The following is a 19,743-nucleotide window of genomic DNA, read 5'->3' on the forward strand; positions in this document are numbered from 1 at the left end:
ACGCGAACAGCTCGCGCTCGAGATCCTCGGTCCCGGCCACGGCTTTGTCGCTGGTGACCTCACCGGCGCAGAGGGCTCGCAGGGCGAGCCCGGCGGCGCCCGGGGGGACCGCGTCGTGCAGCAGCGCTGCGTCCGCGGCGAGGTGGCAGGCCACGTCCTCGATCCGGGGCAGTTCCGCCCGCAGGCCCTGACGGTCGTCCGCACTGGGAGGAGGATGCACCGAGGGCCGAGCACGGCCCGTCGAGTGTCTGGGGTGGCCGGTGGACGGTGGACGACAGCGTGAGCACGTGGTGCTCACGGCAGCTGACGGCGAGGGCTACGGCTCGCTGCGTCGTCGCGCCACACCCCGCGCGGAGCGCTACGCCCTCGGGCGGTCGCTGCGCAAGGAGGTGCCCCGCTCCGAGCTCGGGCGGTGGACCGCGCCGGCCGACCGGCCCGACGTCGTCGACCAGATCCGGGCGTCCCACGTCGGGCGCGTGGAGCGGCTCGTCCCCGTGCGGGTGGCCCGGATGGCCGCCTCCCCCTACGGCTTCCTGCGGGGCACGGCGGTGGTCATGGCCGCCGACCTCGCCGGCCTCCCGGCCACCGGGATCCGGCCGGTCATCTGCGGGGACGCCCACCTGGGCAACTTCGGCTTCTACGCCTCCCCGGAGCGTGACCTGGTCATCGACCTCAACGACTTCGACGAGGCGCACCCGGGCGGCTGGGAGTGGGACCTCCGCCGGCTGGCGGCCAGCGTCTGGGTGGCCGGTCGGCAGACCTCGGCCACCGAGGAGCAGTGCGAGGACGCCGTCGCCTCCATGGCGCGCCGCTACCGGGAGCACGTGCGCCGACTGGCCGGGGAACCGCTGCTGGCGCGGTCGTTCGAGCGGCTGGACGTCACCCGGCTGCACACCACGGTCGCGGACAAGTCGCTGCGGAAGGAGATCAAGCGGGCCTCACGGCGGGCCCGCAAGCGGGTGAGCGACCGGGCGCTGCCCCGGTTCACCGAGGAGCGGGAGGAGGGACGGCGGATCGTCGAAGAGCCCCCGTTGATCACCCGGCTCGACCAGGACGAGGCGGCTGCGGTGGCCGACGGACTGGACGGCTACGTCGACACGCTGCCCTCCCACTGGCGACGGGTCCTCAGCGGCTACACGCTCGTCGACGTCGCCCACAAGGTGGTGGGGGTGGGCAGCGTGGGGCTGCGGGCCTACGTGGCGCTGTGCGAGGGGAGCAGCCCCGACGACGTGGTGTTCCTGCAGCTGAAGCAGGCCCGCCGGTCGGTCGTGGCCGAGCACGTGCACGGCGAGTCCGCCTGGCACGCCCACCAGGGGCAGCGGGTCGTGGAGTACCAGCAGGCGCTGCAGACGGTCAGCGACCCGCTGCTGGGCTGGACGACGATCGGGTCCCGGCAGTACTACGTCCGTCAGTTCAGGAACATGAAGGGCACCATCGCGATCGACTCCCTGGACGCCGCTGCGCTGAGCGACTACGCGGGGGTCTGCGGCCGGCTGCTCGCCAAGGGGCACGCCCGCACCAGCGGCGCCTCGATGATCGCCGGCTACCTGGGCCACTCCGACAACGTCGACGTGGCGCTCTGCCGGTTCGCCCGCGCGTACGCCGACCAGACGGAGCGGGACCACGAGACCCTCGTCCAGGCGGTCGCCCGCGGTGCACTGCCCACCGAGCCGGGGGCATGACCGCAGGCACCAGCAGAGAAGGGGGTGAGCGGAGGAACCGCCTGTGCGGGTGAGGCGTTGATCACCGGACACCGTCGGACACCGTCGGACACCGGAGGCTCCCGTGTCGCATCGCCGCATCCGCCACCTGGTGCTCGTCCTCGTGGCCGTCGTGGGCACGGTGGCGGCTGTCACCCTCCTCGATCGCCCGCAGGCCGTCCGTGCCGCACCGGCGGAGCCTCCTCCCGACGCGGCTGTGCAGGTCGAGGGGGTCGGCACGGCCACGGGCGCACCCGACGTCCTGCGGGTCACCGTCGGCGTCGAGGCGACGGCCGAGACGGTGCAGGAGGCCCTCGACCAGGCGGACGCCGCGGTACTGCGCATCTTCGACGCGCTCCGCGCCCAGGAGGTGCCCGAGCGCGACGTCCAGACGGTGAACCTGTCCATCGATCAGGCCTACGCCGAAGACGGGCGGGAACCGACCGGGTACACAGCCCGGCAGGACCTCGCGGTGACACTGCGCGACGTCCAGGAGGCGGGGGAGACGATCGGGGCACTGGTGGACGCCGGCGGTGACGCTGCCCGACTGCGGGGTGTCTCCTACGCGCTGGAGGACGACGCGGGCCTGGAGGCGGAGGCCCGTGCGGAGGCTCTGGCCGTTGCCCGGCAGAAGGCGGAGCAGTACGCGGAGCTGGCGGGCCGGGAACTCGGCGAGGTCGTGGAGATCCGGGAGCAGGTGTCGTCGCCCGGTCCGATGCCGTTCGCGGGCGCCGACGCGGCGGCGGCCGAGGCGGTGCCGTTGGCTCCCGGGTCGTCGACCGTGGCGGTCACGGCCCAGGTCCGCTGGTCGCTGCGCTGACCGGCTCTTGGGACGGACCCTGGCGAACGCGCACCAGTCGGCGTCGCCGCGCACGCGGGGGAGGTGGTCCGTCGGGACCAGGGAGCCATGTCGGTCGGTCCGGGGACTGATCGTGTCGGTGGACGGCCCGACTCGTGAGGGCCACCAGCACGACGACCGCCGCTGCCTCGATCCAGAACGACTCCCACCACAGCAGCGCGCTGGTGGACTCCACGAAGCCGAACAGGCCCACGGTCGTGGACACGATGAGCGCGCCGAGGGAGCCGACGGCGAGCGCGGCTCCGGCCGCCGCGACCCAGGGCAGCCAGCGGCGCGCTGCGACGACGAGCGCGAGCGCGCCGAGCAGGCCGAGTGCGGCGTTGACCAGGAAGGACGGCCCGATGACCGGGATGCCGTCGTAGCCCTGCTGCCACAGGTGGGCGTGGACAGCGGCCATGGCGGCCAGGAGGAGGGCCCCGAGCACCCGGAGTGCCCAGGTCAGGGTGTCCGAGCGCGGGGATGCCAGGGTGGTCATCACACGACCGTGACGGTGAGTTCCATGCCCATGCCCCGGTGGTTGCCCACGGAGCAGTAGAAGACGTACTCGCCCGGCGCCAGGTCCACCTCGATGGTCCCCGACTGCCCCGGCGACAGGATCTCGCTGGCAGCGACCTCGGATCCGGCGGCGTCCTCGATCACCAGGTCGTGGCTGGCAGAGCCGTCGTTGGCCACCTCGATCGTGTAGCTGCCCGCCTCCAGTTCCTGGTCGGGCAGTTCGACGGCGAAGTCGACCAGGGACGCCGAGAGGTCGCCGCCCACGGACGCCGGGGTCGCCGAGCCGGCGTCCGATCCCTCCGGGGCGGTCTCGGACTGCTCCGCGGTCGAGGTCTCGGGCTGCTCGGCGGTCGCGGTGGGAGCCGCGCTGGCGGGCGCGTCGGAGTCGGCGGAGCAGGAGCTCAGCGCAGCGACGGTCACGGCCAGGGTGAGCGCCGCCGCCGGTCGAGCCACCCGCCGGTGGAGGACGGCGCGTGTGCTGGCGCTGCGGGAGGGGGAGGTGATCGGCACGGATGCTCCTCAGGACGGTGCGCTCTCCCCGGAGGAAGGGCTGTCACACGGCCTTCGGCGAGCGAGGCCCTTCCGGTTCACTGGAGGAGCGGCTTCCCGAGTCGCGGGGCTGTTCGGGATGCTGGGGCGGTGCCGTCCGCTCCCGCTGCTGTCCACCATCCCGTGTTCGCCCGGGTCTTCGGCCGGCTCGCCGCGGCGGGGGAGCGATCTGGCCTGGCCGAGGTCCGGGGGAGGGTGCTCGCCGCCGCGGCCGGTCGGGTGCTGGAGGTCGGAGCGGGATCCGGCACCAACTTCGCGCACTACCCGCCCGCGGTCACCGAGGTGGTCGCCGTCGAGCCGGAGCGGTACCTGCGCGGACTGGCCGAGCAGGCCGCTGGACGAGCACCCGTGCCGGTGCGCGTGGTGGACGGCACGGCGGAGGCCCTGCCCGCAGGCGACGGCGAGTTCGACACCGCCGTCAGCACGCTGGTCCTGTGCAGCGTGGCCGACCAGCCGCGCGCGCTGTCGGAGCTGCACCGAGTGCTGCGACCCGGCGGGCGGCTGGTCTTCTGGGAGCACGTCCGGGCCGAGCGGCAGCCGCTGACGGTCGTGCAGGACGCACTCGACCGGACCGTGTGGCCGCTGTTCGCCGGCGGGTGCCACGTCGGACGCGACACCGCCGCGGCGATCACCGCGGCCGGCTTCACCGTGGAGCGCATGCAGCGCTGCCGCATGCCGGACACCCGGGTGCCCCTGCCCATGGCACCGCACGTCATCGGCACGGCCCGGCGGGCGTAGCCCGGAGCCCCGATCTCCTCGTCCCTGTCGGTCAAGCCGTCTCCGGGGAGCGCGGGTCGAGCGGGTTAACCGACGCGAAACGCCTGGGGTCGAACCGCGAAACGACCCGCTCCTAGCTTTCGGTCGAACCCCACGCCGGACGGCACCCCCCACCCCGCCGAGGGTGTGGCTGAGAGACGGAGCACCCCATGACCTTCCGCCACCGCGCCGTGCGCGCCGGAGCACTGCTCACCGCCGCGGCCCTCGTGCTCACCGCCTGCGGGTCCGACGACGAGACCGCCGCAGCCGCCAGCGGCGGGGAGGGCGACCTCGGCGACCTCACGCTCCAGTTGTCGTGGATCAAGAACGCCGAGTTCGCCGGTGAGTTCTTCGCCGACAGCCAGGGCTACTACCAGGACGCCGGGTTCGGCTCGGTGACGATGGACCCCGGGCCGGGGGCCATCGAGACGCTCGTCGCCACCGAGGACGCCGACTTCGGTCTCAGCAACGCCGTCTCCGCCGCCCAGGTGATCGCCGAGGAGGACGCGCCGCTCAAGATCGTGGGCACCAAGTTCCAGAAGAACCCGTTCACGATCCTCTCGCGTGCGGACGGCGGGAACATCGCGACGCCCCAGGACCTGGTGGGCAAGACGATCGGCGTCCAGGCCGGCGGCAACGAGACGCTCTTCGACGCGCTGCTCGAGGTGAACGGCATCGACCCGGCCGACGTGCAGAAGGTCCCCGTCGAGTACGACCCGGCACCGCTCGTCGACGGCGAGGTCGACGGCTTCCTGGCCTACCTGACCAACGAGTCCATCACCGTCCAGTCGCTGGGCATCGAGGTGACCAACCTGCCCTTCGCGGACAACGGGCTGCCCTTCGTCGCCGAGTCGGTCATCACCACCGACCGCATGATCGCGGAGGAGCCGGAGAAGGTGAAGGCGTTCCTCGAGGCGGAGATCCGCGGCTGGCAGGACGCGCTCGCGGACCCCACCGAGGGCGCGCGGATGGCGGTCGAGGAGTACGGCAGTGACCTGCAGCTGGACATGGAGAAGGAGCTCGAGCAGTCGGAGGTGCAGGCCGGCCTGATCGTCACACCCGACGTCGAGGCGAACGGCCTGTTCACCATCTCCGACGAGCTGATCGAGCAGAACATGGCCACCCTGGAGGCTGCCGGCATCGACCTCGAGGCCGCCGATCTCTTCGACCTGTCGCTGCTCGAGGAGCTGCTCGAGGAGAAGCCCGAGCTCACCGAGCTGCCCTCCTGACCCGGCCGGACGCGACGGAGAGGTTCGACATGGCCCAGGTCGCAGAGGCGTCGACGAGCGCGGTCACCGGGGGAGCGGCTCGCTCGATCGGCACCGGCGTACGGATCGACCACCTGAGCAAGGACTTCCGGGTCGGCCGCCGTACGGTCGCCGCCTTGGAGGACGCCACCCTGTGGACGGACAAGGGCAGCTTCCTGTCGCTGCTCGGTCCGTCGGGCTGCGGGAAGTCCACGATCCTGCGGATCCTCGCGGGGCTGGAGGAGCCGACGTCCGGCTCCGCGCTCGTGGAGGGCCGGACGCCGCTTCAGCTCCGCCGCGGCAACGAACTGGGGATCGCCTTCCAGGACTCCGCCCTGCTGCCGTGGCGGTCGGTGCTGTCCAACATCCGGCTGCCCTTCGAGGTCTCGGGGCAGAAGCCGGACGACGCGCTGGTGGGCGAGCTGATCGAGCTGGTCGGCCTCAGGGGCTTCGAGAAGGCGAAGCCGGCCCAGCTGTCGGGCGGCATGCGCCAACGCGTGTCGATCGCCCGGGCCCTCGTCGTCACCCCGTCGGTCCTGCTGCTCGACGAGCCCTTCGGCGCGCTGGACGACATGACGCGGCAACGGCTCAACGTGGAGCTGCTGCGGATCTGGACGGAGAAGCCGGCGACCACGCTGATGGTCACCCACAGCATCTCGGAGGCGGTCTTCCTCTCGGACCAGGTCGCCGTGATGAGCGCGCGCCCCGGGCGGGTGCAGGAGGTCCTGCAGGTCGACCTGCCCCGACCGCGGACCCCGGACCTGATGCGGACACCGGAGTTCCACGCCCTGCACGACCGGGCCTCGGAGCTGCTGTTCGGCGGGGCGTCCGCCGCACCGGGGGAGGGCTGAGCGTGCACCTCTCGCGTGAGTCGATCCGCTCCCTGCGCACCGGCGCGGTCGGCATCCTCGCGTTGGTCGCCGTGTGGTGGCTGGCCGCGCTCACCGTGCTGTCCGGCGCGCGGGTGCCGACCCCGGACGGCGTGCTCACCACCGCGGTCGAGGACGGGTGGGGCTTCTGGTCGCTGCACTTCGGGATGACGCTCCAGGAGGCCTCGGTCGGTTTCCTCTACGGCACTCTGGCCGGCCTGGTCGTCGCCTCCCTGGTGCTCCTGTTCCCCGTCGCCGAGCCGGTCCTCATGCAGGTGGCGGTGATGAGCTACTGCGTGCCCCTGGTCGCCATCGCACCCGTGCTGTTCATCGTCATCGGCAACCCGGACGAGGGCGAGCGCTCCGGCACCGCCACCGCGCTCGCCGCCCTGGCGGTCTTCTTCACCACCGTCGTCGGCACCGTGCTCGGGCTCCGCTCCGCCGATCGGGCCAGCCTCGACGTGGTGCGGGTCTTCGGTGGCGGCCGGGTCCGGCAGCTGCAGAAGGTGCAGCTGGTCTCGGCCCTGCCCTCGATCCTCGCCGCCATGCGGATCGGCGCGCCGGCTGCCTTCCTCGGCGCGATCCTCGGCGAGTACGTCGGCGGGGTGCAGCGCGGCGTCGCGCTCATCCTCAAGATCGCCCAGCAGAACGTCGACGTCGAGCAGGCGTGGGCGGTGGGGATCGGCTGCGCACTGGTGGCCGGGACGGTCTACGCCGTCCTGGGTCTGGTCGGCCGGGTGGTCACGCCGTGGTCGAAGGGAGCGGCGTCGTGAGCACGATGCTGCCCGGTACCGACCGGGTCACCGGCGGGACCGGGTCGCTGCTGCGCTCCGTGCTCCGCCAGGTGGCCACCACCGTGCTCGTCCTGGGTGTGGTGGTGCTCCTCTGGATCGCCGCGCTGCGGGTCTGGGACGTCTCGACGTACGTCGGCAAGACCCCGGCGGAGGTGTGGACCAGTCTCTTCGGGGACGCGGACTCGGTGGAGCTGCGCGCGGAGATCTGGACGCTGTTGCAGCAGACGTTGATCGACGCCGCGGTCGGGTTCGCCGCCGGCATGCTGACCGCGATCGTGCTGTCGGCGGTCGTCGTCCGGTACAGGCTGCTGGAGGGGGCCGTGATGCCGGCCGCGGTGGTGCTGCAGACCGTCCCGCTCATCGCGCTGGCGCCCATCCTGATCCTGCTCGTCGGCCGCGGCTACGCCGTCGTCGCGCTCATGAGCGCCATCGTCGTCCTCTTCCCGGCCCTGGTGAACATCGTGGCCGGGCTGCGCTCGGTCACCCCGCAGATGCGGGACCTCGTGCTCGTCTACGGCGGGTCGCCCTCGACCGTGCTGCTCAAGGTCGGCTTCCCGTCCGCGCTGCCCGCGCTCTTCGCCTCCGTGCGGATCGCGGTGCCCGGGGCACTGACCGGCGCGCTCCTCGCCGAGTGGCTGGCCACCGGGAAGGGCATCGGGTACGCCGTCGTGTCCGCCGCCAACCGGTCGCAGAACACCCGCGTCTGGGCGTTGGTCGTGGCCATCACCCTGACCGCACTGCTGCTCTACCTGCTCGCCCAGCTGCTCGAGACCGCGGTGCTCAGCCGGTTCGGCCGCGCGGCGGGTCAGCGGTGAGCCTGGCGACCACGGTGCACTCGACGCCCGTGCCGGCCGACCCGGCCATCGACGCGATGGTCGCCGCGCTGCCGAAGGTCAGCCTGCACTGCCACCTCATCGGCAGCGTGGCCCCGCAGACCGTGCTCGACCTCGCCCGGAAGCACGGCGTCGCGCTCGGCCGGTCCGCCGAGGAGCTGTACGACCACCACAGCCACGCCGACCTCGGTGAGTTCCTCCGCGTGCTCGACGTGGTGGGCTCGCTGATCCGCGACGTCGACGACTTCCGCCGGGTCACCTACGAGTCGCTGACCGCCGGTGGCGCCGACCACGGGGTGCTCTACCGGGAGGTCCACCTGAGCCCGCCCGGCCACCCCGGCGTGCCGTACCGCCGGATCCTGGAGGGCGTGCTCGCCGGGGCCCGGGACGCGGAGGCCGACACCGGTGTCCGGGCCGCCTTCATCGTCGGCCTCTGCCGGGAGCGCAGCGGCGCCGCCGCCGCGGAGCTGGTCGAGCAGGTGGTGGCGCACCGCGCCGACGAGGTGCTCGGAATCGGGCTCGACTACGCCGAGGTCGACGGGCCGCCGGGCCGTTTCGTCGAGGCCTACCGGCTGGCGGCGCGGCACGGCCTGCAGCGGACGGCGCACTCGGAGTCCGGCCCGCCGCAGCACGTCGAGGTCCTGCTCGACCAGCTCGGCTGCAGCCGGGTCGACCACGGCTACCACGTGGTGGACGACCCGGTCCTCACTGCGCGGTGCGTGGCCGAGCGGGTGCCGTTCACCTGCACCCCGGTCAGCTCCGACATCGGTCGCTACTCCGGCAGCGGGGACGGCAGCCACCGCCGGATCGCGGAGATGGTCGACGCCGGGCTCTGCGTGACCATCGACAGCGACGACCCACCGATGTTCGGCACCGACCCGACCCACGACTTCCGCGTCCTCGCGCACGCGCTCGGCTACCGCCGCGACCAGCTCGCCGCGTTCACCCGCAACGCCGTCGAGGGCTGCTGGCTCGACGAGACGGACAAGGCCGGCCTGCTCGCCCGCGTCGAGGCCGCGGTGGCCACCACTGCCGATGCACCCCCACCCGTCCAGGAGGACCGAGCATGACCACCGCGTTCCACGTCCCGACCGTCGACATCTCCTCCTACGTCGGCCCCGGCACTCCGGAGCAGCGCGCAGCCACGGCGGCGGCCTTCGACGAGGCAGCCCGCACCGTGGGCTTCGTCCAGGTTCTCGGTCACGGCATCCCGACCGCCGTCACCGACGCGTTCGCGGCCGCCCTCGACGAGTTCTTCCTCCTGCCACTGGAGGTCAAGGAGCAGTACCGGACGCCGCCGGAGATCAACCGGGGCTACGCACCGCCCAAGACGGAGTCGCTCAGCCTGAGCCTCGGCCTCGCGCCGTCCAACCGGATGCACGACTTCTTCGAGGCGTTCAACGTCGGGGCCGCGGTGTCGGACTTCCCGGGGCTCGAGCTGCCCGCGGCCGACTACCCGGAGAACGTGTGGCCGGCCGAGGCCTCGTCGTTCCGCAGCGCCGTCTCCGCCTACTCCGCCGAGGCGTCCCGTGTGGCCCGGACCCTGACGTCGATGTTCGCCGATGCACTGGGCCTGCCGGCCGGCTTCTTCGAGCACTACACCGACCACAGCCTCGACGTGCTGAGGATGAACAACTACGCCCTGGAGCCCGGAGAGCTGGAGCTCGACGGCGATCTGACCGGCATGGGGGAGCACACCGACTACGGCATCGTCACCGTGCTCTGGGCCGACCAGGTCGCGGGGCTCCAGGTGCTGGGGCGCGACGGGGGCTGGCACGACGTCCAGCCCGCCGATGGCGCACTGCTGATCAACCTGGGCGACCTGATGGCGCGGTGGACCAACGAGCGCTGGATGTCGACCCTGCACCGGGTCAAGCCGCCGATCGTCGACGGCAGCATCCAGCGGCGGCGCAGTGCGGCGTTCTTCCACGACGGCAACATCGACGCCGTCATCGAGACCCTGCCGACCTGCGTGGGCGGCGGGTCGCCGTACTCGCCGATCACCGTCGGCGAGCACATCCGCGCCAAGCTCGCCGGCTCCCGGGCGGGGGTGGCCAACACCGAGGCCGAACGTGAGGCCGCCCGGGTGCTGGCAGCGCAGGGCAGCGCCTGAGGGCCGGACGGGCGGTCAGCCGCGCCCGCGACCGCCGGCTACGGGGTCGGAGAGCCCGGGGGCCCGCGGCGCGACAGGAGGTGCGCGCTCAGCAGCACCACCGCGAAGACGCCCATCACCACGAGCGCGGTCGCCCCCGACCACGGCAGTGTGTTGCCCGGCGTCTCTCCGTTCGCCGCCGTGTCGACGTCCGTCGCCGTGTCTGCGCCGGACGCTGTGCCGGGCCCGGTCGGTTCCTGCGAGCCGGCCGCCGTCCCAGAGCCCGTCGACGTCTCGGCGAGGGACTGGAGCTGTCCGGCCAGCGTGACGAGCGCGTCGGTCCACTCTCGCGCCGCCAGGTCCGGGCTCACCTCACTGGCCAGCACGGCGTCGACGTCCGCCACCGGCAGCGGGAACCCCTCGGCCACCCACCACCCGTAGTCGTAGGTGCCCCCGCCGACGGCCACGGCCAGGAGGAGGTCCGAGTTCCCGAGCCCGGACAGCTCGGCGGTCCGTCGCGCCCATTCACCGGCCGGCACCGCGTCGAAGTCGGAGACGAAGACGGCGTGGAGACCGATGTCGCGTTCGGCCTCCAGCCGGTCCGCGGCCTGCGTGACGACCTGTCGACCGGCCGCGCCGATCACGACGCTGTCGTCCGTGAGCTGCCCCGACACCTGCCTCGGCGGGCCGGCCGACGCCGGCCCGGCAGCGAGGAGCACGAGCACCAGTGCACCGAGGACCGTCCATGTCCTGCGCATCCCACCAACTCCGAGGTCCAGGCGACGTGAGAACCGATCACGGGTCGGATGACCCGTCCAGGGTTCGGCGCGGCCGGCGTTCCCGGATGGGTCGCCGTCCTCACCGGACGGCCCCGCATGTGGAGCGGCGACGCGCAGCAGCCTGGCGCCGGCCGACCGCATGGTCCCGCCACGTCGAGGCGCCCACCGGTGACGGGACGTGACCTGGCCGGCTGGGACATCCGCTGTGTGACCGCGCTGCGAACGCTCGTCGTGCGCGGGACGACGACTCGGTCCTGGCACCGAGTCGGGATGCCCAGCCATGCGGAGAGTGAGCCAATGCCATCGTCACGCGACGTCAGGCCGGTGGAGCGGGAGAGGCCGGGATCGACGGTGACCGCGGCGCCGGCGGTGGTGCCGTCCGGCGGTGACCTGCCAGGGCTCCCGCACGCCTGTGACCCGGTCCCGGCGGGCGACGTGCCCGGGACGCCGTCGAGCACCGACCAGTCGGTGCGGTCGACGCCCCGGCTGGTCGGCATCGACGCTGCCCGTGGCATCGCCCTGGTGGGGATGATCGCGGTGCACGTGTTCGAGGCGACCGACGCGGACGGGACGGCGTCCCTGGCCTGGACCCTGTCGGCCGGCAAGGCGGCGGCGCTGTTCGCCCTGCTGGCGGGGGTGGGCATCGCCTTCGCCAGTGGCGGCCGCCGGCGACGGCCGACGGGACGGACGTGGACGGCCCAGGCGGCGGCGCTGCTGGTCCGCGCCCTGATCATCGGCGCGGTCGGGCTGGCTCTCGGCCACCTGGTCCCGACGGACTCGGCCGGGGTGATCCTCCCGTACTACGCCGTCCTGTTCGTGCTGGCCGTCCCGCTGTTGTCCCTGTCCAGCCGTGCGCTGGTGGCGCTGGCGACGGTGGTCGTGCTCGCCGTGCCCGGGCTCAGCCATCTGCTCCGAGCCGGCACGGAACCGGTGGTCGTCCCCAACATGACCGTCACCGACCTGGTCGACCACCCGCTGCAGGCGCTGGTGGAGCTGACCGTCACCGGTCAGTACCCGGCGCTGGCGTGGCTGGCCTACCTGTGCGTCGGACTCGCCGTCGGCCGCGTCGCGCTCTCCAGCCGGGCAGTCGTGGGGGCGGTGATCCTGGTCGGTACCGCCCTGGTCGTCGTCTCGCTGACCGTGTCCTGGCTGTTGCTCGACGTGGTCGGTGGCCGGTCGCGGCTCGAGCAGGTGGCCCTGCAGTCGATGACGGCGCAGGAGTACGCCGACGTCACGACGTCCGGGTGGAACGGGACGACCCCGACGGACACCGGCTGGTGGCTGGCCACGATGGCGCCGCACTCCAGCACGTCGCTGGACCTCGCGCACACGATCGGCGTGGCGCTGGTGGTGCTCGGCGCCTGCATCCTGCTCGGGCGCATGACGACCACGCTGCTGCGCCCCCTGGCTGCAGCCGGGAGCATGACGCTGACCCTCTACTGCATGCACCTGGTGATGCTCAGCGCGCCTGCCGTCCCCGGTGGGCCGATCGGCTTCCTCGTGCAGGTCGCGCTGCTGGTGGCGTTCGCCCTCCTCTGGAGCCGCGACCACGCCCGAGGCCCGTTCGAGGAGCTCGTCGCCGAGGCTGCCGGCGCCGTTCGCCGGAGGGTGTTGGCCGCGCCGACGACGGGGCACCGTGGTGCCCACCGCAAGGGCTGAGCGCGGGGAGACGTGCCGCGGCGTGCTCGCACACCCGGCCTCCCCGTGGCCTCAGGCGCGCTCGTCCGCCTCGGCGGAGACGACGGCCTCGTCGCGACTGCGGAACGGCCCGGCGGTGCGGCCGTCCGCGCGGCAGGTCCACCGGTAGCCGTCCAGGGTCCGTTCGATGAGGTAGCCCTCGGGGTCGGCGGGGCCGTGGCCCGGGCGTTCCTGCGGGTCGGTCATGTGAACACCAGGTTCCTGAAACGGGCCCCGGCGAACGCGCTGCCGAGGTGGACGACGGGTACGGGTCGGCAGGCGGCGTCCGCCACGGTCAGCTTCTCGCCCCCGGCGTCCGTGCGCGCGAAGGAGAGTCCCGAGCGGGTGACGGTGATCTGCAGCGGGACGTACGAGCCCGGTGCCGGCGCCGTTCCTCCCGGCGCGGACGCCAGCGTGGTGGCGACGCCGTCGACGACCCGATCGACGTCCAGGTCGCCGTCCCCTCGCAGGAGGAAGCGATATCCGTTGGCGCCGGGGGACGAGGCGGACGACGGCCGGTACCGGTGGTCGTCGGTGCTCAGGAAGACGAACGCACCGCCCCTGCGGCACGTCCGGTCCACCCGGACGTCGAGGTCCAGCGTGAACGTCTCGGGGTCCGGCGGTGCGAGGAAGCCCAGGAGCGTGGAGTGGAGGGTGTCGGAGACGTCGAGGCCCCAGGACGCGTCGTCCGGGTGGAACCGGCCGCGGCTGGTGTCCGGCAGCATCCCGGGCACCCAGGTCCGATGCGCGAACAGGTCCGAGCCGCTGCGGCCCACGTCTCCCGCGAGGTAGAGGGGGTCGTCGGAGAAGATCGCGTCCACGCCGGCCGCGACGACGGCGTCCCGCTCATGTCGCCGGTTCACCGTGTAGGTCGCCACCTCGACTCCTGCCGCATGTGCCGCCGTGCAGACCGCCGGGGTGATGCGGCCCGCGGGCGGGCCGATCCAGCCGATGCCCTCGGCGGCGGCCCGGGCCGCGTCGGTGCTGCCCAGCCAGATGACGCCCCACCCCCGCGAGCGCGCCAGCCGGCAGTCGTCGAGGGCGAAGGACTGGAGCAGCACGGACTCCGGGCTGAACCCGTGTCGTTCGAGCGCATCGATCATCGGCCCCATCGCGTCGCTGCTCTTGGCCTCGGCGCAGAGGAGGACGCGGCCGACGAACTCGGTGAGCACCTCCTCGAACAGCGGCGGGCGCAGGCCGTCGGACCAGCCTCCGCCGAGGATGACCGAGGCGTCGATGTCGAGCTGCTTCCAGGTCACCGACGTGTGGTCGGCGACGTTGCCGCTGGAGGTGGTCATGCGGTCCACGGTGCCGTCGTGCATGACGCCGAGGCCGCCGTCGGCGAGCGTCACCACGTCCTGCTCGATGACCTCGAGGCCCTGGCCCACGGCGAACCGGTAGCCCTCCATCGTGTGCTCGGGCACCTGCAGGGACCCGCCGCGGTGCGCGATGACGAACGGCCGGCTCAGGTCGGCGAAGTCCACGCGCGACCTTAAGCCTGCCGCTCGTCATCGCGCGCCGGCGGCACGGTCACCGCACCCTGCTGCGTCAGGCGTTCGGCTGGGCGTCGAAGACGGTGATCGGTGGCGCAGTCGGTGTGCTGAGCGAGGAACCGGCGACGACCTGGCGTGCCGACTTCCCGACCATGGTCAGTCCCTCGCGAGCGCAGTGGTGCGCGAAGGCGAGCAGCTGCTGATGGTCGTGCGCGGCCTCCTGCACCAGGGTGCGCTCGGCGAGGCCGTCCACCGGGAAGGTGATCTCGAGCCGACGGGGGAGGGTGCCGGTGACGACGCCGACCTCGACACCGGACTGCTGCCGGACGCATTCGGCGACGTGCCGCCGTCCGGCAGCCGACAGGTCGGTGGAGCAGGGGCGGGCGATCACCATGGCTGCCTGCTGGGCGGCTGCCGGGCCGGTGGTCTCGGGGACTGCTGTCCACCGGTGCGTCGCCGGGGCCAGGCCCAGGTCGGTCAGGGCTTCCTCGAACGCGGCGTCGACCGCCGGCAGGAGGAGGGCTTGTGCACCGAACACCTCGATGCGCTCCTGGGCCTCGCCGGGGACCGGGAACCCGTACGAGACACCCGCCCAGGGCAGGGGTTCGGCCGGCGTGCTCCGGGCAGCCAGGCGTGCGGGGTCGGAGCGGCTGATCTCCTCGGCCACGTCGAGGAAGAAGTCCTCCATCGCTCGGAGCAGGGCCAGCTCCTGCCGTCGTTCGACGAAGGGGTAGTCGGCCCATCGCGTCAGTTCGGTCACCGGCACGTTCGCGCGGCGGAGGAGGTCCACCGTGATGCCCTGGCGCAACTGCGCGGGGGAGTAGCTGCGGTAGTTGGTCTGCGGGTCGACGGCGTCGGGGGAGAGGACCCCTCGCTCCCCGTACAGCCGGAGCGCCTTGGCCGACAAGCCGGTCAGCGCGGTGAACTCACCGGCGCTCAGATGGGTGTGCACGGTTTCTCCTGGCCTGGGTCGGGGACTGTCCTCAGCACAGCGTGGCCCCGGCCCCTGGGGCGAGGTCAACGACCGTGCCGTCGGGACCCGGCAGGTGATGGACACCCCGGCCGCCAGCGGCGACGATGGCCGCAGGACGGGAGCGATGCGGCGGAGGTGTGCCCGTGGGGCTGCGGAAGAACGCGGAGAACCTGACGCCGGCCGAGGTTGTCGACCTGCGCGAGGCGTTCCAGGCGTTCTACGAGATCGACGACGACCGCGGCTTCGGGTTCTTCGCCGGGATCCACGGCCTGCCGCTCCCGGTCTACTGCGAACACGGGACCGCACTGTTCCTGCCGTGGCACCGGGCGTACCTCTACCACGTCGAACGGGCGCTCACCGCCGCCCTGCGCCGGGCGCGGGGGGACGAGACGGTCGAGGTGGCTCTCCCGTGGTGGGACTGGTCGTCGGCGGTCTCGCACGACCGAGGCCTGCCCACCGCGTTCAGCTCGTCCACGGACGGCCCGACGAACCCGCTGAGCGCCGGCCCGGTCGTGCTCGGCCCCGACGATCTCGAACTCGTGCGGGAGAACCTCCCCGGCGCGATCAGCGAGGGCCCGGACCCCATCACGTTGCGCGACCCCGAGGAGCCCGACGAACTGCCGCGGGACCCGACCGTGCAGCGCGCACTGCGCGCCACGACCTTCACCGACTTCAGCCGGATCCTGGAGAGCATCCACAACGGCGTCCACGGCTGGGTCGGGGGAGCGATGTCCGCAGCGCCGACCGCGGCCTTCGACCCGGTCTTCTGGGCGCACCACTCGATGATCGACCGGCTGTGGTACCTCTGGCAGCTCTCCCCGCGCAACGGCGACCCACCGGCCAGGCTGCTCGACCGCGCGCTGCCACCGTTCCCCACGACGGTTCGCGAGACCCTGGACATCTCCAGCCTGGGTTACGAGTACGCCGCCCAGGTCATCGGCTGAGGAGGCTGCGATGGCGACGCTCGAGCAGGCACGCACCGGACGGGACGACCAGACCCGCGTCATCGACCTCGCCTTCCCCGGCGACGTCCCACCAGCGCCCTTCAGCCGCGCCGACCTGGTCGTCACCGGCGTCGACCACTCGAGCACGTCCTACGAGGTCCGGGTCTTCCTCAACGACCCCGACGCCACCGCCGGCACACCCCGGACGGCCGAGCATGGCTACGCCGGCCGGTACACCGTCTTCGGCCACGGCGGGTGCTACGGCGGCGAAGGGCACTGCGACGCCCCGGCCCCCGGCGAGGACCTCCGGCTCGCGCCACCGCTGACGTCCTTCGACACCTACGTCACCATCACCGGAGCGCTCCAGCGCCTCCTCGCCGCCGGCGACGCGTTGCAGACGATCACCCTGGTGCCGGTGTCCCTGACCCCACGCCGCGCCGACCGCGGCCCTGCCCCGGAGCTCCTGCACTTCGACGACCTGACCCTGCAGACCTACCTCACGGCGACCGACGCCGACCAGGTCGCCACCTGATCCCGCCAGCCAACGGACCGCCCGGGCGGGGAGTGACCCGCCTACTGCGTGGCGCCGTAGACGGCACGGCCCTGGACGGCGGATGTCCCTGTACCTCGACCACGGCGACGTCCTCACATCAGCCGGCACCGCCTCGGGCCTGGACGCCTGTCTGCACGTGGTCCGCACTCGCCTCGGCAGTGCCGCGGCCAACACGCTGGCCCGGCACCTGGTGGTGGCACCGCACCGCGACGGAGACCAGGCGCAGTTCGTCCAGCGGCCCGTGCCCGATCCGGGCGGGGGAGGCCAGATCGGCGCGACCATGGACTGGGCGCTGGCCAACCTCGACCGGGACCTGTCGGTCGACCAGCTGGCCGACCACGCCCGGATGAGCGGGCGCAACTTCACCCGCCGGTTCACCGAAGCGGTCGGGACCACCCCTGCCCGCTGGGTCCTGACCCAGCGACTCGAGGAGGTCCGGCGGCTGTTGGAGACCACGACCTGGTCGATCGAGCGGACAGCGCGCGTGCGGCTTCCGCAGCGCCGTGACCCTCCGCCAGAACTTCACCGCGGCCTACGCCACCACGCCGACGTCCTACCGGCAGCGGTTCCGCCTCTCCGACGGTGCGTGACGCGCGGCAGGTGGCTGCGCTGTCATCCCGCGCGTCGCACGGTCCGCACGCCGACGACCACCGCACCGAGGACGAGCGCCGCTCCCAGCCCCTGGAGGCCCGGTGAATCGTCGGCCCCGCCGAGGACGACACCGGCGAGGCCGAGGGCGATGACCAGGAGGACGACGGCGGCTACGAGCAAGGGCTTCACGGCACCATCCTCCCGAACATCGTGCGCATCAACGGGCCAGGAAGTGCACGCCGAGCCAGAGCCAGGTGAGCAGGACGACTGCGCGGCCGGGCGTCGTCCGCATGGCGGCGCCGAGAGCTCGGCCCGCGGTGGCCGGACCGAGTCCGAGCCGGGCGCAGACCTCGATCGCCACACCGACGACGAGCAGCCCCAGGAAGCCGGCAGCGCTCAGGAGGACGCCGTTGGTCATCGCTGTGGCCGGCGGCGCGGACGATCGAGCAGCCAGGCCCCGACGGCCAGCCAGCACACGGTGGCGGCGCCGCGCAGCAGCGGTTCGGCGAGGAAGGGATCCGCGAGATCGCTCGCCGTCGGCAGCTGGTCGTCGGCGAGGGTCACGAGTTCCCAGGACACGGCGGCGGTCACGAGGGCGAGCCACGGCAGCCCTCGTCGCCCCACCGGTGGAGCGGTCCGGCCCGACTGCCGGACCAACGCCACGACGACGACGGCGGTCCCGGCGGTGCCGATCACGACGAGCGCCTCCACCGACAGCTCGCCCCAGACCATCACAGCAGCGACGCAGGACAGCGCCATGGCCGCGAAGGTGAGCCGGCGCGCGAACGGGGAAGACCTCACGCGTGCATGTTCGCCCAGCAGGCCGCCGGGGCGCGCTCCTGTTCGCCGCCTCCGTCGCCGTGCTCCTCGCCGCCTGGAACAACGTCGTCATCACCCGGACGCCGGGCTACCCGCAGTCCTACGTCCCGGTCAACCTGGCAGCGACGGGCCTGCTGCTCCTGGGGGCTCGGTCCGTCGGCTTGACCTGGAAGGAACTGGGACTCGATCCCCGGAGGGCGCGGGCCGGACTGCGATGGGGCGGAGCGTGCTCCGCCGTGGTCGCCGCCGGCTACGCGGCCGGCCTCACGGTCCCGGCGCTCCGCCCCCTCCTGGCGGATGCACGGCTCGCCGGTGCCAGCTCCGCCGAGGTCGCCTATCAGGCGCTGGTCCGGATCCCGCTCGGCACCGTCCTGTGGGAGGAGACGGCCTTCCGTGGCGTCCTGCTGGCGGCGCTGATGCGGATCCTCTCGCCGCGTGCGGCCGTCGCGGTCTCGGCGGTCCTCTTCGGGATCTGGCACATCCGTCCCACGCTGAGCGCGGCCACGGCCAACGCCCTGACCGACGGGCCCGCGGGACTCGTCGTCGCCGTGTTGCTGGGATGCGCGTTCACGGCGGTAGCGGGAGTCCTGTTCGCCTGGCTGCGCCTCCGGAGCGGCAGCCTGCTGGCCCCCGCCCTCCTCCATCTGGCGACGAACAGTCTGGGTGCGCTGGCCGCGACCGCCGCCCATCGTCTGGGATGAGCCGCAGGGGGGCGTCTGCTGCGGCTCCTCCCGGACCGACCGGACGTACCGCAGCGAGGAACGACTGCACCCCCGCGGCCCCGGCTGACAGGGTTCGATCTGGTCCGAGGGGCGACTCCCTGCCTACGCACACGGCTACGGCCGTGATCCGCCCCGACCGATCCACCGGACCGTCCGCACGACCGGAAGCGCAGACCCGGGAGCGAGTCCTCAGCAGATGGGATCGATCAGGCCGTGCTGGATGGCGAAGCGTGTCGCCGAGGCACGGTTGGTGACAGCGCTCTTGGCGTAGATGCGCTCGATGTGCGTCGCTGCGGTCTTGGGTCGGATGCCGAGCATGCGAGCCACCTGGTTCGCGGACGCGCCTGAGGCGATCAGCACCAGCACCTGAGTCTCCCGTGCAGTCAGGCCTGCCGGCGCAGACGCTCGGCTCGATCTCCGGCCCACCGCGCTCAGCACGATCTCCACGGCGCCACTGTCCAGCCGACCGGCTCGCGCGTCGGCCCGCAGGTCGGCGACGACGTCCGTCCGCCCAGCGCGGTGGCCTCGGGACCCCCGTGCCGCTTCGGTTCTCCGCTGGTACGCATCGCCGGCGGCGATGAGGTGGCTGTACTCCGAGGAGAAGTCCACGAGCACGCAGGGGTCGTCGCCCACGGTCCAGGCGTCGTGGCCCGGGTAGATCACGACGGCATCGCCCTCGGCGACCTGGAACTCGGCATCCGGCGTGACCACCTGCATCCGTCCGGACACGACGTACAGCCGGTGCCCGGCTGCGCAAAGGGCCGTGCCGACGACGGGCTTGACGTCCTCCGCCCAACGCCAGCCCGGCTGCATCACTTCGCGGGTGATGGTCGTGACCCCGAACGACACGTCGGTCAGAGCGGTCCGCCCGACGGAGCGCGCTCCGTCCGGGATCCCGGGCCCGAGTGGACCGACATGGTCCTGCGGCACTCGGCCATGGTGACGGAGGTGCGGATGGCCGCGGGAGGAGTTCGCGCGCCTCGCTGCCACCGCAGCCC

The 19,743-nt window shown here is 72.9% G+C and carries 23 protein-coding genes and 1 pseudogene; 14 read left to right on the forward strand and 10 right to left on the reverse strand.

Going from position 1 to position 19,743, the window contains the following annotated elements; translation table 11 throughout:
• Positions 1-287 precede the first annotated feature (287 nt).
• Both O2W18_RS10695 and O2W18_RS10700 read left to right on the forward strand, forming a co-directional pair.
• Positions 288-1,682: a DUF2252 domain-containing protein gene (locus tag O2W18_RS10695; protein WP_269187510.1), complete on the forward strand. Its 1,395-nt coding sequence runs from the start codon at positions 288-290 to the stop codon at positions 1,680-1,682.
• Between the two features lie 103 nt (positions 1,683-1,785).
• The gene (locus tag O2W18_RS10700; RefSeq protein WP_269187511.1) at positions 1,786-2,520 is read left to right on the forward strand and encodes an SIMPL domain-containing protein; all 735 of its coding nucleotides are present in this window, start codon (positions 1,786-1,788) and stop codon (positions 2,518-2,520) included.
• On the opposite strand, the gene O2W18_RS10705 is transcribed toward O2W18_RS10700, so the two are convergent.
• Together O2W18_RS10705 and O2W18_RS10710 are read right to left on the reverse strand one after the other, a co-directional pair.
• Positions 2,489-3,034 (reverse strand): hypothetical protein, encoded by a 546-nt coding sequence (locus O2W18_RS10705; protein ID WP_269187512.1) that lies wholly within the window; start codon positions 3,032-3,034, stop codon positions 2,489-2,491. The genes O2W18_RS10700 and O2W18_RS10705 overlap by 32 nt on opposite strands.
• A complete protein-coding gene (locus O2W18_RS10710; protein ID WP_269187513.1) occupies positions 3,034-3,564 on the reverse strand; it encodes a cupredoxin domain-containing protein in 531 nt (176 codons plus the stop codon). The genes O2W18_RS10705 and O2W18_RS10710 overlap by 1 nt, the downstream gene beginning before the upstream one ends.
• 129 nt (positions 3,565-3,693) lie before the next feature.
• Here O2W18_RS10710 and O2W18_RS10715 point away from each other — a divergent pair, with 129 nt between their 5' ends.
• The 7 genes from O2W18_RS10715 (at position 3,694) to O2W18_RS10745 (ending at position 10,215) form a co-directional block, all read left to right on the forward strand.
• Positions 3,694-4,341: a class I SAM-dependent methyltransferase gene (locus O2W18_RS10715; RefSeq protein ID WP_269187514.1), complete on the forward strand. Its 648-nt coding sequence runs from the start codon at positions 3,694-3,696 to the stop codon at positions 4,339-4,341.
• A gap of 188 nt (positions 4,342-4,529) precedes the next feature.
• Positions 4,530-5,588, forward strand: coding sequence for an ABC transporter substrate-binding protein (locus O2W18_RS10720; protein WP_269187515.1), 1,059 nt, complete (start codon positions 4,530-4,532; stop codon positions 5,586-5,588).
• 29 nt (positions 5,589-5,617) lie between these two features.
• A complete protein-coding gene (locus tag O2W18_RS10725) occupies positions 5,618-6,457 on the forward strand; it encodes an ABC transporter ATP-binding protein (protein WP_269187516.1) in 840 nt (279 codons plus the stop codon).
• Positions 6,458-6,459: 2 nt separating this feature from the next.
• The gene (locus O2W18_RS10730) at positions 6,460-7,248 is read left to right on the forward strand and encodes an ABC transporter permease (protein WP_269187517.1); all 789 of its coding nucleotides are present in this window, start codon (positions 6,460-6,462) and stop codon (positions 7,246-7,248) included.
• Between the two features lie 5 nt (positions 7,249-7,253).
• Positions 7,254-8,084 carry an ABC transporter permease gene (locus O2W18_RS10735; RefSeq protein WP_269187716.1) on the forward strand — a complete coding sequence of 277 codons (831 nt, stop codon included), beginning with the start codon at positions 7,254-7,256 and terminating at the stop codon, positions 8,082-8,084.
• Positions 8,081-9,172, forward strand: a complete 1,092-nt coding sequence (add, locus tag O2W18_RS10740; protein WP_269187518.1) for an adenosine deaminase — start codon at positions 8,081-8,083, stop codon at positions 9,170-9,172. Before O2W18_RS10735 ends, add begins: the two co-directional genes overlap by 4 nt.
• The gene (locus O2W18_RS10745) at positions 9,169-10,215 is read left to right on the forward strand and encodes an isopenicillin N synthase family dioxygenase (RefSeq protein WP_269187519.1); all 1,047 of its coding nucleotides are present in this window, start codon (positions 9,169-9,171) and stop codon (positions 10,213-10,215) included. Before add ends, O2W18_RS10745 begins: the two co-directional genes overlap by 4 nt.
• A gap of 38 nt (positions 10,216-10,253) precedes the next feature.
• Here O2W18_RS10745 and O2W18_RS10750 read toward each other — a convergent pair whose 3' ends face one another.
• Positions 10,254-10,952, reverse strand: coding sequence for a TPM domain-containing protein (locus O2W18_RS10750; RefSeq protein ID WP_269187520.1), 699 nt, complete (start codon positions 10,950-10,952; stop codon positions 10,254-10,256).
• Positions 10,953-11,324: 372 nt separating this feature from the next.
• On the opposite strand from O2W18_RS10750, the gene O2W18_RS10755 reads away from it, so the two are divergent.
• Complete coding sequence (locus tag O2W18_RS10755; protein ID WP_269187521.1) at positions 11,325-12,632, forward strand: acyltransferase family protein; 1,308 nt, start codon at positions 11,325-11,327, stop codon at positions 12,630-12,632.
• Positions 12,633-12,683: 51 nt separating this feature from the next.
• On the opposite strand, the gene O2W18_RS10760 is transcribed toward O2W18_RS10755, so the two are convergent.
• From O2W18_RS10760 to O2W18_RS10770, 3 genes are all read right to left on the reverse strand, one after another.
• Positions 12,684-12,857 (reverse strand): hypothetical protein, encoded by a 174-nt coding sequence (locus O2W18_RS10760; RefSeq protein WP_269187522.1) that lies wholly within the window; start codon positions 12,855-12,857, stop codon positions 12,684-12,686.
• Positions 12,854-14,134, reverse strand: a complete 1,281-nt coding sequence (locus tag O2W18_RS10765) for a glycerophosphodiester phosphodiesterase (RefSeq protein WP_269187523.1) — start codon at positions 14,132-14,134, stop codon at positions 12,854-12,856. Before O2W18_RS10765 ends, O2W18_RS10760 begins: the two co-directional genes overlap by 4 nt.
• A 64-nt stretch (positions 14,135-14,198) precedes the next feature.
• On the reverse strand, positions 14,199-15,095 hold the full coding sequence (locus O2W18_RS10770) for a MerR family transcriptional regulator (RefSeq protein ID WP_269187524.1): 897 nt from the start codon (positions 15,093-15,095) through the stop codon (positions 14,199-14,201).
• A 164-nt stretch (positions 15,096-15,259) separates the two neighbouring features.
• On the opposite strand from O2W18_RS10770, the gene O2W18_RS10775 reads away from it, so the two are divergent.
• The 3 genes and pseudogenes from O2W18_RS10775 to O2W18_RS21725 all read left to right on the forward strand — a co-directional run.
• Entirely contained in the window at positions 15,260-16,060 is an 801-nt protein-coding gene (locus O2W18_RS10775; RefSeq protein WP_269187525.1) for a tyrosinase family protein, read from the forward strand.
• 10 nt (positions 16,061-16,070) lie between these two features.
• The gene (locus O2W18_RS10780) at positions 16,071-16,592 is read left to right on the forward strand and encodes a hypothetical protein (protein WP_269187526.1); all 522 of its coding nucleotides are present in this window, start codon (positions 16,071-16,073) and stop codon (positions 16,590-16,592) included.
• A gap of 301 nt (positions 16,593-16,893) precedes the next feature.
• Positions 16,894-17,082 (forward strand): annotated as a pseudogene (locus O2W18_RS21725) (helix-turn-helix domain-containing protein); the annotation flags it as partial.
• 143 nt (positions 17,083-17,225) lie between these two features.
• Here O2W18_RS21725 and O2W18_RS10785 read toward each other — a convergent pair.
• From O2W18_RS10785 to O2W18_RS10795, 3 genes are read right to left on the reverse strand one after another with little or no spacing between them, the layout of a single operon-like run.
• A complete protein-coding gene (locus O2W18_RS10785) occupies positions 17,226-17,393 on the reverse strand; it encodes a hypothetical protein (protein WP_269187527.1) in 168 nt (55 codons plus the stop codon).
• Between the two features lie 28 nt (positions 17,394-17,421).
• Positions 17,422-17,622 (reverse strand): DUF6186 family protein, encoded by a 201-nt coding sequence (locus O2W18_RS10790; protein WP_269179302.1) that lies wholly within the window; start codon positions 17,620-17,622, stop codon positions 17,422-17,424.
• The gene (locus O2W18_RS10795) at positions 17,619-18,005 is read right to left on the reverse strand and encodes a hypothetical protein (protein ID WP_269187528.1); all 387 of its coding nucleotides are present in this window, start codon (positions 18,003-18,005) and stop codon (positions 17,619-17,621) included. Before O2W18_RS10795 ends, O2W18_RS10790 begins: the two co-directional genes overlap by 4 nt.
• 59 nt (positions 18,006-18,064) lie before the next feature.
• Here O2W18_RS10795 and O2W18_RS10800 point away from each other — a divergent pair, with 59 nt between their 5' ends.
• A complete protein-coding gene (locus O2W18_RS10800; RefSeq protein WP_269187529.1) occupies positions 18,065-18,724 on the forward strand; it encodes a CPBP family intramembrane glutamic endopeptidase in 660 nt (219 codons plus the stop codon).
• Positions 18,725-18,934: 210 nt separating this feature from the next.
• On the opposite strand, the gene O2W18_RS10805 is transcribed toward O2W18_RS10800, so the two are convergent.
• Positions 18,935-19,675: a LuxR C-terminal-related transcriptional regulator gene (locus O2W18_RS10805; RefSeq protein ID WP_269187530.1), complete on the reverse strand. Its 741-nt coding sequence runs from the start codon at positions 19,673-19,675 to the stop codon at positions 18,935-18,937.
• Positions 19,676-19,743 lie beyond the last annotated feature (68 nt).

This window comes from Modestobacter sp. VKM Ac-2983 (assembly GCF_026967885.1).
GTDB lineage: Bacteria > Actinomycetota > Actinomycetes > Mycobacteriales > Geodermatophilaceae > Modestobacter.